The organism is Inediibacterium massiliense (genome assembly GCF_001282725.1).
Lineage (GTDB): Bacteria > Bacillota > Clostridia > Peptostreptococcales > Thermotaleaceae > Anaerophilus > Anaerophilus massiliensis.
In genome coordinates this window covers 362,361-375,071 of sequence record NZ_LN876586.1, presented here as the reverse complement: position 1 = coordinate 375,071, position 12,711 = coordinate 362,361, and the positions used below count along the sequence as shown (strand labels likewise).

Here is a 12,711-nt window from a genome sequence, read left to right as displayed (position 1 = left end):
ATTATTTTCCCCTTATCAACTTTAATATCTCATGTTTTGCATCTTCAACTGTAAAAATATCTTCTGTGATATCTTTACCTATTTTTTTTAATTTCTTCATTAAATTTGTAATCTGTGGAACTCCTAATCCTAAGCTTTCTAAATACTCAGCCTTACTAAAGACTTCTTTAGGCTCTCCTGTAAGAACTAAATTTCCTTGATGCATAACAAAGATTTTATCTACTAATCTTGCAATATCCTCCATACTATGAGAGACCAAAATAATGGTTATTTTATATTTTTCATGAAGAATTTTAATTTGATTTAATACTTCATCTCTTGACTTAGGATCAAGGCCTGCAGTCGGTTCATCTAATATTAATACCTCAGGCTTCATAGCCACTACACCTGCAATAGCTACTCTTCTCTTTTGACCTCCACTTAATTCAAAAGGAGATCTATCCTTTACATCTTCAAAGGAAAGTCCTACAAGTTCTATAGATTCTTTCACTCTTTTATCTATTTCTTTTTCTGTAAGTCCCAAATTCATAGGGCCAAAGGCTACATCTTTATATACAGTCTCTTCAAAGAGTTGATGCTCTGGATACTGAAAAACAAGACCTACTCTTTGCCTTATTTCTTTTAGAGATACTCCTTTTTTTGTAATATCAAAGTCATTAATGATAATTTTCCCTGATGAAGGCTTTAAAAGTCCATTTAGATGTTGAATCAGTGTTGATTTTCCTGATCCTGTATGTCCTATCAAACCTATAAACTCACCCTTTTCTATCTCCACATTTACATTATTTAAAGCTGTGGTTTCAAAAGGAGTATTTGGATTATATATATGAGTTAAATTTTCTATTAAAATTGACATAAATATTCCACCATCTCATCTATTGTTAGTATATCCGTAGGAATTGAAATTCCTTCTTTTTTTAATTGATAAGCAAGCTCTGTAACTTGAGGCACATCTAAGCCCAATTGTTTTAAAGTATTTACTTGGGAGAAAACTTTCTTAGGACTTCCCTCTAATACCATATTTCCATCTTCCATAACAATTACTCGATCAGCACATACTGCCTCATCCATATAATGAGTAATATGAACAATAGTAATTCCCTCTTCTTTATTGAGTCTGTGAATCGTATCCATTACTTCTTTTCTTCCAGATGGGTCAAGCATAGCTGTAGGTTCATCTAATATAATACATTCTGGTTTCATAGCAATGACACCTGCAATAGCTACTCTTTGCTTTTGTCCTCCTGACAATAGATGAGGACCCTTTTTCCTAAATCCATACATCCCTACAGCCTTTAGAGCCCGATCTACTCTATCTCTTATCTCACTTGGAGGAATTCCTAAATTTTCAAGACCAAAGGCAACATCTTCTTCTACTACAGTAGCTACTATTTGATTATCTGGATTTTGAAAAACCATTCCTGCACTTTGTCTTATATTCCATAATTTTGACTCATCTAAGGTATCTAAGCCTTTTACACAAACTTTTCCTCCACTAGGAAGGAGCAGTGCATTAATATGCTTTGCCATAGTAGATTTTCCTGAGCCATTGTGACCTATGACTACTAAAAATTCTCCTGGCTCTACATTTAATGTAACACCCTTAAGTGCCTGTACCTTTTCATGTTCATCTTTTCTATATTCATATATAAGGTCTTTTATTTCAATAATGTTCTTCATAGTATCCGTCCTTCACCTATAGTATACCTATATATTATACCTCGTATAAATAAGAATACCAATAGATTGTTCTTTTTTTATTTCATATAGTTTACCAAAAATCCAATTTTTTAAATTTACATAAACTTGTATTTAGAAAAATCAACAAAACCCTCAGACTGTTAACAAAGTATATTGTAACAAACTCAGGGATTGACAAATCCCTTTAAGTTTATTCATGTATATAATGAAGTCCTAAAGCTTTCAATGACACTTTTACTGCTTTATATACTACAACAGTAATCCCTATATTCATAATCGTAGCCGGAAGTACTACTCCTATAAACAAAGCTTTAAGAGGGGCAGGAAGACCTACTAAATAGCTTGCTGATAAAAGAAATACTCCTCCACTTACTATTGTTCCTATAAAAGCTAATATTCCCACTCCTATTATATTATTTTTCAAATGTCCCATAATCTTTATCACTAAAAATAAAACAATGCAAGTAACTATTTTATCTATTAAATTAGGAATCTGCCCTCCTGGAAAAGTAGTAGTCATAGCAGTAATCACTCCTCCTAAAAAAGCCGTAAGCAATGCTCCTTTAAAACTTTCATCTATGATTAGGCAAATAAACATCATAGATAATACAATATCAAAAGACATTCCTCCAATAGAACCTGGTACAACCTGACGTAATATAAATCCTAAGGCAATTAATAATGCTGTGATCATATTTTTTCTTAATCCCATTTAAAACATCTCCTTTTTTGTTTTTTATTTTATTTGTTTGATCTATTTTCCAGTCTTCTTCTGTTCACAACATATCAATCACCTCCTTTTTTACAAATAAAAAAATTCTCATATTCCTATCGGAATTGCTCATGGCGCCAACGAAATTCTTACATTTCATTCAGAATTTCCGTTGCTTAAAATTTGATGAAAATCTTTCTTTCTAAAATTATACACAATTTATTCATTTATATAATTTTCTAAATAACAAAAAAACCTTCCAATCCCCATATAGGGACGAAAGGTTTATATTCCGCGGTACCACCCAAATTAGACAATTATGTCTCTCTTTACAGATACGGAGTTTACTCGATATCCTGTTCCTATAACGGGAAACTCCCGGCATGGGCTACTCTTACTTCACCTAGCTTCTTACAGGTCCATTCATCAGATATCATCCTATCGGACTTTCACTATCTCCGACTCGCTATAAGTTAGATTTTCTGATTACTACTCCTGATCGTTGAATTTCATTTTTTAGTTACTATTTATAATAAACCATTCAATAGAATAAGTCAATATCTTTATGATAAAATGCTCAAAAAAAAGGATTAAGTATATACTTAATCCCTACACTAATTCTATAATAACCATTTCAGCGGCATCTCCTCTACGAGGTCCTACCTTTAAAATTCTTGTATATCCGCCATTTCTTTCTGCATATTTTGGTGCTAATTCATCAAATACTTTTTTTACTACTGTTTCATCAAATATATAAGCTAAAGCTTGACGTTTTGCATGTAAATCTCCTCTTTTTCCAAGAGTAATCATTTTTTCTGCAAGTCTACGTATTTCTTTGGCTCTTGTTTCAGTAGTATTGATACGCCCTTCTCTTAGCAGGCTTGTAACAAGATTTCTTAACATCAAATTTCTATGTGCAGTTGGACGGCCCAATTTACGATGTCCTGCCATGTGTTTCCCTCCTTTGACCTACTATACTATTCCTCACTAGGTTTTAAGCCTAAACCAAGTTCTTCTAGTTTCTGCTGTACCTCTTCAAGGGATTTTTTACCTAAATTTCTTACTTTCATCATGTCTTCTTCTGATTTATCCGTTAGCTCTTCTACTGTATTGATCCCTGCTCTTTTTAAACAGTTATAAGATCTTACAGAAAGTTCAAGTTCTTCAATAGTCATTTCCATAACTTTTTCTTTTTTATCTTCTTCTTTTTCTACCATGATCTCTACATTATCTACATGATCTGTCAAATCAATGAATAATCTTAAATGATCATTCATAATTTTAGCTCCTAGAGAGACTCCTTCATCTGGTTTAATACTACCATCCGTCCATACTTCTAATGTAAGTTTATCATAGTCTGTTACTTGACCCACTCTTGTATTTTCTACATGATAGCTAACTTTTTTAACTGGTGTGTATATGGAGTCAACTGGTAATACACCAATAGGCATTCCAGGTGTTTTATTGTTTTCTGCAGGAACATACCCTCTACCCTTAGAAAGGGTTATTTCCATCACAAGCTTTGCATCATCTTCCAAAGTGGCAATATGAAGATCAGAATTTAATATTTCCACATCAGCATCTGCAATAATGTCTCCAGCAGTTACTTTGCCAGGTCCTTGTGCTTCAATTCTAACTATTTTTGGTTCATCAGAATAAAGCATTGCAGATAATTCCTTTAGGTTTAATATAATTTCTGTTATATCTTCTTTTACTCCAGGAACTGTTGAAAATTCATGAAGTACACCATCTATCTTTACAGATGTAACTGCAACACCTGGTAAAGATGAAAGCAATATTCTTCGTAAACTATTTCCCAGCGTAATTCCATAGCCTCTTTCTAGAGGCTCTACTACAAATTTTCCATAAGTATTGTCTGGGTTTAGTTCTACGCATTCTATTTTAGGCTTTTCTATTTCAATCATACCTCTTTAACCCTCCTTATAACTTTTCTATTTATACTTGATGAGGGTAACTGATTCTAAACATTATTATCTTGAATACAACTCGACAATTAAATGCTCTAAGATTGGAAGATCAACATCTTCTCTTACTGGAAGAGAAACAACTTTTCCTTCTAAATTTTCAGAATTTGTTTCTATCCATTTTGGCACAGTTGTAGCTGCTTCTGCCATTTCTTTAAATTTAGGTGAACTTACACTTTTTTCTTTTACTTTGATTACATCTCCTACAGAAACTTCGTAAGATGGAATATCTACTTTTTTACCATTTACTGTAAAATGTCCATGTCTTACTAATTGTCTAGCTTCTTTTCTAGATGTTCCGAATCCCATTCTGTATACTACATTGTCTAATCTTGTTTCAAGAAGTCTTAATAAGTTCTCCCCTGTAATTCCTGCAAGCGTTTCAGCTCTATCAAAATATTTTCTAAATTGAGTTTCTAACAATCCATAATATCTTTTTGCTTTTTGTTTTTCTCTTAATTGTAAGCCATAGTTAGATAATTTTTTTCTTCCTTGCCCATGTTGTCCTGGTGCATATCCTCTTTTGCTTACTGCACATTTATCTGAATAACATCTTTCACCTTTTAAATACAGCTTTTGTCCTTCTCTACGACAAAGTCTGCAAGATGGTCCTGTATATCTTGCCATTATTTTTACACCTCCTAATCTTATTAAACTCTTCTACGTTTTGGTGGTCTACATCCATTGTGTGGAATTGGAGTAACGTCTTTGATAGAGTTAATTTCAAGTCCTGCTGTTTGAAGTGCTCTAATTGCTGCTTCTCTTCCTGCTCCTGGTCCTTTAACAAAAACTTCTACTGTTTTTAGTCCATGTTCCATAGCAGATTTTGCTGCTTCTTCTGCTGCCATTTGAGCTGCAAAAGGAGTAGATTTTCTTGATCCTTTAAAGCCTAGTCCACCTGCACTAGCCCATGATAAAGCATTTCCTTGTAAATCTGTAAGTGTTACAATTGTATTATTAAATGTTGATTGAATATGTGCTTGACCGCGTTCTATATTTTTGCGTTCGCGTCTTTTTCTACGACCTCTTTTATCTGCCTTTTTGGCTACCATGTCATTCGCCCTCCTTTACCTATTTCTTCTTACGTCCAACAGTTTTTTTAGGTCCTTTTCTAGTTCTAGCATTTGTTTTAGTTTTTTGACCTCTTACTGGAAGACCTTTTCTATGACGAATTCCTCTATAACAACCAATTTCTTTTAATCTTTTTATATTTAGGGAAATTTCACGGCGAAGATCTCCTTCAACCTGATATGTGTCTATAATTTGTCTTAATTTACCTACTTCATCTTCAGTAAGATCTCTCACTCTTGTATCAGGATTCACTCCTGCTTCTGCTAATATTTTATTAGATGTTTTTCTGCCTATACCAAAGATATATGTTAGTCCTATTTCAACTCTTTTATCTCTTGGTAAGTCAATACCAGCGATTCTTGCCATTTTGTTTTACACCTCCCAAATCTATGCTCCTATAAAATTACATTTATATATGAATATTAGTTATAAGTTGTTCCAAACTTTTGAAACACAGCCGCACACCTATAAACTAATATTGCTGTCTAATAATTTTTTATATACTAGCCTATCCATTAACCTTGTTTTTGTTTATGTTTAGGATTTTCACAAATTACCATTACTTTACCTTTTCTTTTGATAATTTTGCATTTTTCACATATAGGTTTTACGGATGCTCTAACTTTCACTGTTATCCCTCCTTAATCACTTGCCTCGCCAAGTAATTCTCCCCCTTGTCAAATCATAAGGGGATAGTTCTACTGTTACCATATCACCAGGCAGTATCCTGATAAAGTTCATACGAAGCTTACCAGAAATGTGTGCTAGTATCTCATGTCCGTTTTCTAGTTCTACTTTAAACATGGCATTCGGCAGAGCTTCAACGACTTTACCTTGAACCTCTATAACATCATTCTTTGCCATTAGGAAATTAAACCTCCCATTCCTAGGTTAGCGAAGACCCAGTTTTTCCAATTCACGCCTTAAAAACAGATTGGTGATTTTTTCACCTTTTTTAACTCTGTTTTTCACTTCTTCACTAATTATATTATATTTTGCTAAATGCTTCACCTTTTTTTTCTTTGCCTTATCAATTTTTCTAAGGTCTCCATCAGAAACTAAAACATATTGATCATCTATAATGTCTATCACAATAAATAATCTGTCTTGATCTCTTCCGGCTTTAGATTTTACAATCTGACCTATTGAAACTTCATGAATATTATTCACTTTTTCACCTCTTTGCCCTTATGAAAGGGTAGTTAGGATGATTGGATCATCTTTTGTAATGGCTATACTATGCTCATAATGAGCTGAAGGTTTTTGATCTAAAGTAATAACTGTCCAATTATCTTGTAAAACCTTCACTTTATGAGTTCCCATATTCACCATTGGCTCTATAGCTATAGTCATTCCTTCTTGAAGTCTAGGTCCCTTTCCTGGAGGTCCAAAATTTGGAATCTGCGGATCTTCATGCATTTGTTGTCCAATTCCATGTCCTACATAGTCTCTCACTACAGAAAATCCATTGTTTTCTACATATAATTGAACTGCATGAGAAATATCAGATAACCTATAGCCTTCTCTGCAAAATTTCAATCCTTCATAAAAGCTTTGTTTTGTAACTTCAATGAGCCTTAAAGCTTCATCACTTACTTTTCCTACAGGATGAGTTTTTGCTGAATCACCATTATAACCTTTATAGAGAGCTCCAATGTCTATACTTATAATATCGCCATCCTTTAAGGTTTTTAATCCGGGTATTCCGTGAACAACTTCTTCATTAATAGAAGCACAAATACTTGCGGGAAATCCATTATAGCCTTTAAACGTAGGGATCGCTTTATGTTTTTTTATTTCTTTTTCTGCAATCTCATCTAATTCTTTCGTTGTAATCCCAGGACGTATAGCCTCTTTTACAACTTCATGTGTATAAGCTACAATTTTTCCTGCTTCTTTCATATATTCAATTTCTTCACTTGACTTTATAATAATCATTTTATTACGCTCCTAAAGCAGTTAAGATATCTTTAAATACCTTGCTGATTTCTTGTTGTCCATCAATGGTAACAAGAATTTGCTTTTTATTATAGTAATCGATAAGAGGCTGTGTTTCATTTAAATATACTTCAATTCTTCTTGAAACAGTTTCTTTTGTATCATCTGCTCTTTGTTGAAGAGTTTCACCACATTTATCGCATACTCCTTCTTTTTGAGGAGGATTAAACTTCACATGAAATGTCGCTCCACAACTTTTGCAAATTCTTCTTCCCACAGCTCTTTCTACTAACATTTCTTTATCTACATCTACATTGATAGTTTTATCAATTGCTACATTCATCTTTGCAAGGACTTGATCTAATGCTTCCGCTTGCTTTACTGTTCTTGGAAATCCATCAAGTAAGAAACCATTTTTACAATCTTGTTCTTGTAGTCTATCTTCTACAATAGCTACTACTAATTCATCTGGAACCAAAAGCCCTTGATCCATATATTCTTTTGCCTTTTTACCTAAATCCGTTCCTTCTTTGATATTTTTTCTAAAAATATCTCCTGTTGATATATGAGGTATAGCAAACTTTTCTACAATGGATGAAGCTTGTGTTCCTTTACCTGCCCCTGGAGGCCCTAATAAGATTAATCTCATTATAATCATCTCCTAAATTATAGTGAAGCAGCCCATGGGGTATCCCCCATGAATACTTCTATCTATTTTAAGAAACCTTGATAGTGTCTCATCATCATTTGTGCTTCTACTTGTTTCATAGTTTCTAATGCAACCCCTACTACAATTAGCAAAGAAGTTCCTCCAAATCTAATTGGAAGATTTGTAAATTGCATAACTAATGTAGGCATTACTGCAATAATTGCAAGGAATATTGCTCCTGCTAAACTAATTCTATTTAACACTCTTGTTAAATAGTCTGATGTTGGCTTTCCTGGACGAATTCCTGGAATGAAACCACCATATTTTTTCATATTATCAGCAACTTCTATCGGATTAAAAGTAACTGCTGTATAGAAGTATGTGAAGAATATAATTAGTACAATATCTAAAAGAGAATAAATCCAAATTCCAGGACTTCCTGCTGGTGATAAATATTTTTGCACAAAGCTAGAAAAAGCACCACCTTGGAAGAAATAAGTTAATGTTAATGGAAATTGTAAAAGTGAAACAGCGAAAATTACAGGGATTACTCCTGCTTGATTCACTTTTAGTGGAATATGTGTACTGTGTCCACCATACATTTTTCTTCCAACTACTCTTTTTGCATATTGTACAGGAATTTTTCTTGTTCCTTGCTGAATAGCAACAACTCCTGTTATTACTACGATTGCAATTACTGCAAATAATAGTAAAGTAATGAAGGAAATTTCTCCTACATTGATCTTTTGAAAAGTCTGAGTAATTTCTACAGGAATTCTTGAAATGATTCCTGCAAAGATAATCAAGGAAATTCCATTTCCAATTCCTTTTTCAGTAATTTGCTCACCTAACCACATTAAGAAAGCAGTTCCTGCTGTTAAAGTAAGTACAACAACAGTCACTGACCAAAATGCCTGTGATATTAAAGCTTGTCGGAATAAACCAAAGCTTACACCAATTGCTTGAATTAAAGCCAATACAACTGTTCCATATCTAGTATATTGGGCAATTTTTTTTCTACCCTCTTCTCCCTCTTTTGCCATAGCTTCTAAACTAGGTAGTGCAATGGTCAAAAGTTGCATGATAATGGATGATGTAATATATGGTGTAATACTTAAAGCAAATATAGTAAAGTTTCCAAATGCTCCTCCTGAAAAAAGATTGAATAGTCCAAATAGACCATTTTCTCCTTGTTGGAACAATTGTTTTAATATCGCTCTATTGATTCCTGGAACTGGAATCACTGACCCTAAACGAAAGATGATCATCATCATTAGGGTATATAACATTCTTTTTCTTAAATCTGGAATTTTCCAAGCATTTTTTAGGGTAGATAGCACGTTAGATCACCTCTACCTTTCCTCCAGCAGCTTCAATTTTCTCTACAGCTGACTGGCTGAATTTGTGAGCCTGTACAGTTACTTTCTTTTGAAGTTCTCCATCTCCTAACACTTTTACGCCGTCAGCAATTTTTTTGATGATTCCTGCTTCTAAAAGTAGTTCAGGAGTTACAATAGTACCTTCATCAAATTGATTGAATGCATCAATATTGATAATTGCCCATTGTTTCTTGAATATATTTGTAAAACCTCTCTTAGGAAGTCTTCTGTATAGAGGCATCTGACCACCTTCAAATCCTGGTCTTACACCTCCACCGCTACGAGATTTTTGTCCTTTTTGTCCGCGTCCAGCAGTTTTTCCTTGACCAGTAGCAGTTCCTCTTCCAAGTCTTTTTCTATTTTTAACTGATCCTTCAGCTGGTCTTAACTCATGTAGCTTCATGGTTACACCTCCTTAGTCTATATTTCTTCTACTACAACAAGATGTTTTACTTGATCAACCATGCCTCTAATTTGAGGATTGTCTGGTTGCTCTACCACTTGTCTGATTTTTCTTAGTCCTAGCGCTTCGATTGTCTTTCTATGTTGAGGCTTGGACCCTATGGTACTTTTCACTAAAGTGATTTTTAATTTAGCCAAGGTCTTTCCCCCCTCTAACCTAATAATTCCTCTACAGTTTTTCCTCTAAGTCTTGCAACTTGTTCCGCTGTTTTTAATTCTTTTAATCCTGCAATTGTTGCATTTACCATGTTTCTTGGATTATTTGTTCCTAAAGATTTTGCTGTTACATCTTTGATTCCAGCAAGTTCTAATACGGCACGTACAGGACCACCTGCAATAACTCCTGTACCTTCTTTAGATGGCATAATTAAAACTCTTCCAGCTCCAAAACGTCCTTCTATTCTATGTGGAATAGTTGTACCTACTCTTGGAACGTAGATAAGATTTTTCTTTGCATCTTCAATTCCTTTTCTAATAGCATCAGGAATTTCTTGTGCTTTACCAGATCCTATTCCAACGTATCCGTTTTCGTCTCCAACTACTACTGTCGCACTGAATCTAAAAGTTCTACCACCTTTTACAACTTTTGTTACACGGCTAATATTAATAACTGTTTCTTTTAAGTCCAGTTTATTAGCATCAATAAGTTGACGTTTCATTCATTTCCCTCCTTCTACTAGAATTTAAGTCCTGCTTCTCTAGCACCTTCTGCTAATTCTTTTACTCTTCCGTGGTAAATATATCCACTTCTATCAAATACAACTTCCTTGATTCCCTTTTCAATAGCTTTTTTAGCAACAACTTCTCCTACTAACTTAGCAGCTTCCTTGTTACCACCATGGCCTATTTTTTCTTTTACTTCTTTATCTAAAGTTGAAGCAGCAACTAATGTATTTCCTTGTATATCATCAATCACTTGAGCATACATATTGTTTAAACTTCTATATACACTAAGTCTTGGACGATTAGGAGTTCCAGACACTTTTTTACGAATTCTTAAGTGTCTTTTTAGTCTTTTTAAGTTTTTGCTTTCCTTCTTGATCACTTCATTTCACTCCTTTCCTACTATTTACCTGCTTTACCTTCCTTACGACGGACTACTTCGTTTTCGTATTTAATTCCCTTACCTTTATATGGCTCAGGTTCTCTCCAAGATCTGATTTTAGCAGCATAATTACCTACGATCTGCTTATCAATACCTTTTACGATAATTTCTGTTTGAGTAGGAACTTCTGTTGTTATTCCTTCAGGATCTACCATTTCAACTGGATGTGAAAAACCTAAAGAAAGATTTAATTTGTTTCCTTGTTTTGCTGCACGATAACCTACACCATTTATGATTAATTTTTTCTCATATCCGTTTGTTACACCCACAATCATATTGTTGATAAGTGTACGACTTAATCCATGTAATGATCTATGGTTTTTATTGTCTGTAGGTCTTTGTACTGTTAATTCATTTTCTTCTATAACGATCTTCATATCTCTATGAATAGTTTCTTGTAATTGTCCTTTTGGCCCTTTCACGATTACAACATTCTTATCATCAACTTTTACTTCTACGCCTGCTGGAATCGTGATCGGCATTCTACCTATTCTTGACATATCTGCACCTCCTATACCTTAAAATCATCTATTACCAAACGTAGCAGATAACTTCTCCTCCAGCTCCTAGCTTTCTAGCTTCCTTATCTGTAACGATACCATTAGAAGTTGAAAGGATTGCTATTCCTAATCCGCCTAGAACTTTTGGGATTTCATCTCTTTTTACGTAAACTCTTAATCCTGGTTTGGATATTTTCTTAAGACCACTAATAACTCTTTCTTTGTTTTGTCCGTACTTCATTTGAATTCTAATAATTCCTTGCTTTCCATCTTCTATTACATCATATCCTTTTACAAAACCTTCATTAAGAAGAATTTCAGCAATTGATTTTTTCATGTTTGAAGCAGGAACATCCACAGTCTCGTGTTTTACTACATTAGCATTTCTTATACGTGTAAGCATATCTGCAATTGGATCTGTCATCGTCATGGTATAAATACCTCCTTCCCTATATTCCTGATCTTACCAGCTTGCTTTCCTAACTCCTGGTATTTCTCCTTTATATGCTAATTCTCTAAAGCAAATACGGCAGATACCAAATTTTCTTAAGTAAGCATGTGGTCTTCCACAAATTCTACATCTATTGTATTCTCTAGTTGAGAATTTTTGTTTTCTGCTTTGTTTAATTACAAGAGATTTCTTAGCCACTATTTTCCCTCCTTATCTAGCGAATGGCATTCCTAATAATCTTAACAATTCACGCGCTTCTTCATCAGTTTTAGCAGTCGTAACAAAGATTATGTCCATTCCTTTTATCTTATCTACTTTATCATACTCTATTTCAGGGAATATTAATTGTTCTTTAATTCCTAGTGAATAGTTTCCTCTACCATCAAATGAATTAGGATTTACTCCTTTAAAATCTCTAACTCTTGGTAGGGCAACATTAAATAATCTGTCTGCAAATTCATACATTCTTTCCCCTCTTAAGGTTACCTTGCTACCAATAGGCATACCTTCACGAAGTTTAAAGTTCGCAACAGATTTTTTTGCTCTTGTAATAACAGGCTTTTGTCCTGTAATGGAAGCTAACTCTTCTGTAGCTGCTTCTAAAAGTTTTGCATTATCTTTTGCTTCTCCTAGACCCATATTCACAACGATCTTGTCTAGTTTTGGTAATTCCATCACATTTTTATAGCCAAATTTCTCCATTAACGCTTTTGTGATTTCTTTGCTATACACTTCTTTTAATCTAGCTGTCACCGATT

The 12,711-nt window shown here is 33.9% G+C and carries 22 protein-coding genes and 1 other annotated feature; all 22 genes read right to left on the bottom strand.

The window, feature by feature from the left end; genetic code table 11:
• Nucleotide 1 precedes the first annotated feature (1 nt).
• The gene (locus tag BN2409_RS05640) at nucleotides 2–856 is read right to left on the bottom strand and encodes an energy-coupling factor transporter ATPase (protein ID WP_053955674.1); all 855 of its coding nucleotides are present in this window, start codon (nucleotides 854–856) and stop codon (nucleotides 2–4) included.
• The gene (locus BN2409_RS05635; RefSeq protein WP_053955673.1) at nucleotides 844–1,680 is read right to left on the bottom strand and encodes an energy-coupling factor transporter ATPase; all 837 of its coding nucleotides are present in this window, start codon (nucleotides 1,678–1,680) and stop codon (nucleotides 844–846) included. The genes BN2409_RS05640 and BN2409_RS05635 overlap by 13 nt, the downstream gene beginning before the upstream one ends.
• 211 nt (nucleotides 1,681–1,891) lie before the next feature.
• Nucleotides 1,892–2,413 (bottom strand): tryptophan transporter, encoded by a 522-nt coding sequence (locus BN2409_RS05630; RefSeq protein WP_053955672.1) that lies wholly within the window; start codon nucleotides 2,411–2,413, stop codon nucleotides 1,892–1,894.
• A gap of 269 nt (nucleotides 2,414–2,682) precedes the next feature.
• Nucleotides 2,683–2,925: a binding site (T-box leader), on the bottom strand.
• A gap of 97 nt (nucleotides 2,926–3,022) precedes the next feature.
• Complete coding sequence (rplQ, locus tag BN2409_RS05625; RefSeq protein WP_053955671.1) at nucleotides 3,023–3,364, bottom strand: 50S ribosomal protein L17; 342 nt, start codon at nucleotides 3,362–3,364, stop codon at nucleotides 3,023–3,025.
• Nucleotides 3,365–3,390: 26 nt separating this feature from the next.
• Nucleotides 3,391–4,338 (bottom strand): DNA-directed RNA polymerase subunit alpha, encoded by a 948-nt coding sequence (locus tag BN2409_RS05620; protein ID WP_053955670.1) that lies wholly within the window; start codon nucleotides 4,336–4,338, stop codon nucleotides 3,391–3,393.
• Between the two features lie 66 nt (nucleotides 4,339–4,404).
• Nucleotides 4,405–5,025 carry a 30S ribosomal protein S4 gene (rpsD, locus tag BN2409_RS05615; protein ID WP_053955669.1) on the bottom strand — a complete coding sequence of 207 codons (621 nt, stop codon included), beginning with the start codon at nucleotides 5,023–5,025 and terminating at the stop codon, nucleotides 4,405–4,407.
• Nucleotides 5,026–5,048: 23 nt separating this feature from the next.
• The gene (gene rpsK, locus BN2409_RS05610; protein ID WP_053955668.1) at nucleotides 5,049–5,450 is read right to left on the bottom strand and encodes a 30S ribosomal protein S11; all 402 of its coding nucleotides are present in this window, start codon (nucleotides 5,448–5,450) and stop codon (nucleotides 5,049–5,051) included.
• 19 nt (nucleotides 5,451–5,469) lie between these two features.
• Entirely contained in the window at nucleotides 5,470–5,835 is a 366-nt protein-coding gene (gene rpsM / locus BN2409_RS05605) for a 30S ribosomal protein S13 (RefSeq protein WP_053955667.1), read from the bottom strand.
• 149 nt (nucleotides 5,836–5,984) lie between these two features.
• Nucleotides 5,985–6,098: a 50S ribosomal protein L36 gene (gene rpmJ, locus BN2409_RS05600; protein WP_029267374.1), complete on the bottom strand. Its 114-nt coding sequence runs from the start codon at nucleotides 6,096–6,098 to the stop codon at nucleotides 5,985–5,987.
• 16 nt (nucleotides 6,099–6,114) lie between these two features.
• Nucleotides 6,115–6,333 carry a translation initiation factor IF-1 gene (gene infA / locus BN2409_RS05595; RefSeq protein ID WP_053955666.1) on the bottom strand — a complete coding sequence of 73 codons (219 nt, stop codon included), beginning with the start codon at nucleotides 6,331–6,333 and terminating at the stop codon, nucleotides 6,115–6,117.
• A 27-nt stretch (nucleotides 6,334–6,360) separates the two neighbouring features.
• Nucleotides 6,361–6,639: a KOW domain-containing RNA-binding protein gene (locus BN2409_RS05590; protein WP_199872933.1), complete on the bottom strand. Its 279-nt coding sequence runs from the start codon at nucleotides 6,637–6,639 to the stop codon at nucleotides 6,361–6,363.
• An 18-nt stretch (nucleotides 6,640–6,657) separates the two neighbouring features.
• Nucleotides 6,658–7,407, bottom strand: a complete 750-nt coding sequence (gene map / locus BN2409_RS05585) for a type I methionyl aminopeptidase (protein ID WP_053955665.1) — start codon at nucleotides 7,405–7,407, stop codon at nucleotides 6,658–6,660.
• Between the two features lie 4 nt (nucleotides 7,408–7,411).
• Complete coding sequence (locus BN2409_RS05580) at nucleotides 7,412–8,056, bottom strand: adenylate kinase (RefSeq protein ID WP_053955664.1); 645 nt, start codon at nucleotides 8,054–8,056, stop codon at nucleotides 7,412–7,414.
• A 62-nt stretch (nucleotides 8,057–8,118) separates the two neighbouring features.
• On the bottom strand, nucleotides 8,119–9,396 hold the full coding sequence (gene secY / locus BN2409_RS05575; protein WP_053955663.1) for a preprotein translocase subunit SecY: 1,278 nt from the start codon (nucleotides 9,394–9,396) through the stop codon (nucleotides 8,119–8,121).
• A 1-nt stretch (nucleotide 9,397) separates the two neighbouring features.
• Nucleotides 9,398–9,838: a 50S ribosomal protein L15 gene (rplO, locus tag BN2409_RS05570; protein WP_053955662.1), complete on the bottom strand. Its 441-nt coding sequence runs from the start codon at nucleotides 9,836–9,838 to the stop codon at nucleotides 9,398–9,400.
• 17 nt (nucleotides 9,839–9,855) lie between these two features.
• Nucleotides 9,856–10,035 carry a 50S ribosomal protein L30 gene (gene rpmD, locus BN2409_RS05565; RefSeq protein WP_053955661.1) on the bottom strand — a complete coding sequence of 60 codons (180 nt, stop codon included), beginning with the start codon at nucleotides 10,033–10,035 and terminating at the stop codon, nucleotides 9,856–9,858.
• Between the two features lie 14 nt (nucleotides 10,036–10,049).
• Nucleotides 10,050–10,556, bottom strand: a complete 507-nt coding sequence (rpsE, locus tag BN2409_RS05560; RefSeq protein ID WP_053955660.1) for a 30S ribosomal protein S5 — start codon at nucleotides 10,554–10,556, stop codon at nucleotides 10,050–10,052.
• Nucleotides 10,557–10,573: 17 nt separating this feature from the next.
• A complete protein-coding gene (gene rplR / locus BN2409_RS05555; RefSeq protein WP_053955659.1) occupies nucleotides 10,574–10,942 on the bottom strand; it encodes a 50S ribosomal protein L18 in 369 nt (122 codons plus the stop codon).
• 20 nt (nucleotides 10,943–10,962) lie between these two features.
• Nucleotides 10,963–11,502 carry a 50S ribosomal protein L6 gene (gene rplF / locus BN2409_RS05550; RefSeq protein WP_053955658.1) on the bottom strand — a complete coding sequence of 180 codons (540 nt, stop codon included), beginning with the start codon at nucleotides 11,500–11,502 and terminating at the stop codon, nucleotides 10,963–10,965.
• 31 nt (nucleotides 11,503–11,533) lie between these two features.
• Nucleotides 11,534–11,932: a 30S ribosomal protein S8 gene (rpsH, locus tag BN2409_RS05545; RefSeq protein WP_053955657.1), complete on the bottom strand. Its 399-nt coding sequence runs from the start codon at nucleotides 11,930–11,932 to the stop codon at nucleotides 11,534–11,536.
• Nucleotides 11,933–11,965: 33 nt separating this feature from the next.
• A complete protein-coding gene (locus tag BN2409_RS05540; protein ID WP_053955656.1) occupies nucleotides 11,966–12,151 on the bottom strand; it encodes a type Z 30S ribosomal protein S14 in 186 nt (61 codons plus the stop codon).
• Between the two features lie 12 nt (nucleotides 12,152–12,163).
• Nucleotides 12,164–12,706 carry a 50S ribosomal protein L5 gene (gene rplE / locus BN2409_RS05535; RefSeq protein ID WP_053955655.1) on the bottom strand — a complete coding sequence of 181 codons (543 nt, stop codon included), beginning with the start codon at nucleotides 12,704–12,706 and terminating at the stop codon, nucleotides 12,164–12,166.
• Nucleotides 12,707–12,711 lie beyond the last annotated feature (5 nt).

Bases quoted from the DNA above. Each gene is read 5' to 3' on its own strand.
- infA (WP_053955666.1), bottom strand. From the start codon at position 6,333: ATGGCAAAGAATGATGTTATAGAGGTTCAAGGTAAAGTCGTTGAAGCT.
- rplQ (WP_053955671.1), bottom strand. From the start codon at position 3,364: ATGGCAGGACATCGTAAATTGGGCCGTCCAACTGCACATAGAAATTTG.
- rplF (WP_053955658.1), bottom strand. From the start codon at position 11,502: ATGTCAAGAATAGGTAGAATGCCGATCACGATTCCAGCAGGCGTAGAA.
- rpsE (WP_053955660.1), bottom strand. From the start codon at position 10,556: ATGAAACGTCAACTTATTGATGCTAATAAACTGGACTTAAAAGAAACA.
- BN2409_RS05630 (WP_053955672.1), bottom strand. From the start codon at position 2,413: ATGGGATTAAGAAAAAATATGATCACAGCATTATTAATTGCCTTAGGA.
- BN2409_RS05580 (WP_053955664.1), bottom strand. From the start codon at position 8,056: ATGAGATTAATCTTATTAGGGCCTCCAGGGGCAGGTAAAGGAACACAA.
- rplO (WP_053955662.1), bottom strand. From the start codon at position 9,838: ATGAAGCTACATGAGTTAAGACCAGCTGAAGGATCAGTTAAAAATAGA.
- BN2409_RS05640 (WP_053955674.1), bottom strand. From the start codon at position 856: ATGTCAATTTTAATAGAAAATTTAACTCATATATATAATCCAAATACT.
- rpsD (WP_053955669.1), bottom strand. From the start codon at position 5,025: ATGGCAAGATATACAGGACCATCTTGCAGACTTTGTCGTAGAGAAGGA.
- map (WP_053955665.1), bottom strand. From the start codon at position 7,407: ATGATTATTATAAAGTCAAGTGAAGAAATTGAATATATGAAAGAAGCA.
- rpsK (WP_053955668.1), bottom strand. From the start codon at position 5,450: ATGGTAGCCAAAAAGGCAGATAAAAGAGGTCGTAGAAAAAGACGCGAA.
- rpsH (WP_053955657.1), bottom strand. From the start codon at position 11,932: ATGACGATGACAGATCCAATTGCAGATATGCTTACACGTATAAGAAAT.
- rpsM (WP_053955667.1), bottom strand. From the start codon at position 5,835: ATGGCAAGAATCGCTGGTATTGACTTACCAAGAGATAAAAGAGTTGAA.
- BN2409_RS05635 (WP_053955673.1), bottom strand. From the start codon at position 1,680: ATGAAGAACATTATTGAAATAAAAGACCTTATATATGAATATAGAAAA.
- BN2409_RS05620 (WP_053955670.1), bottom strand. From the start codon at position 4,338: ATGATTGAAATAGAAAAGCCTAAAATAGAATGCGTAGAACTAAACCCA.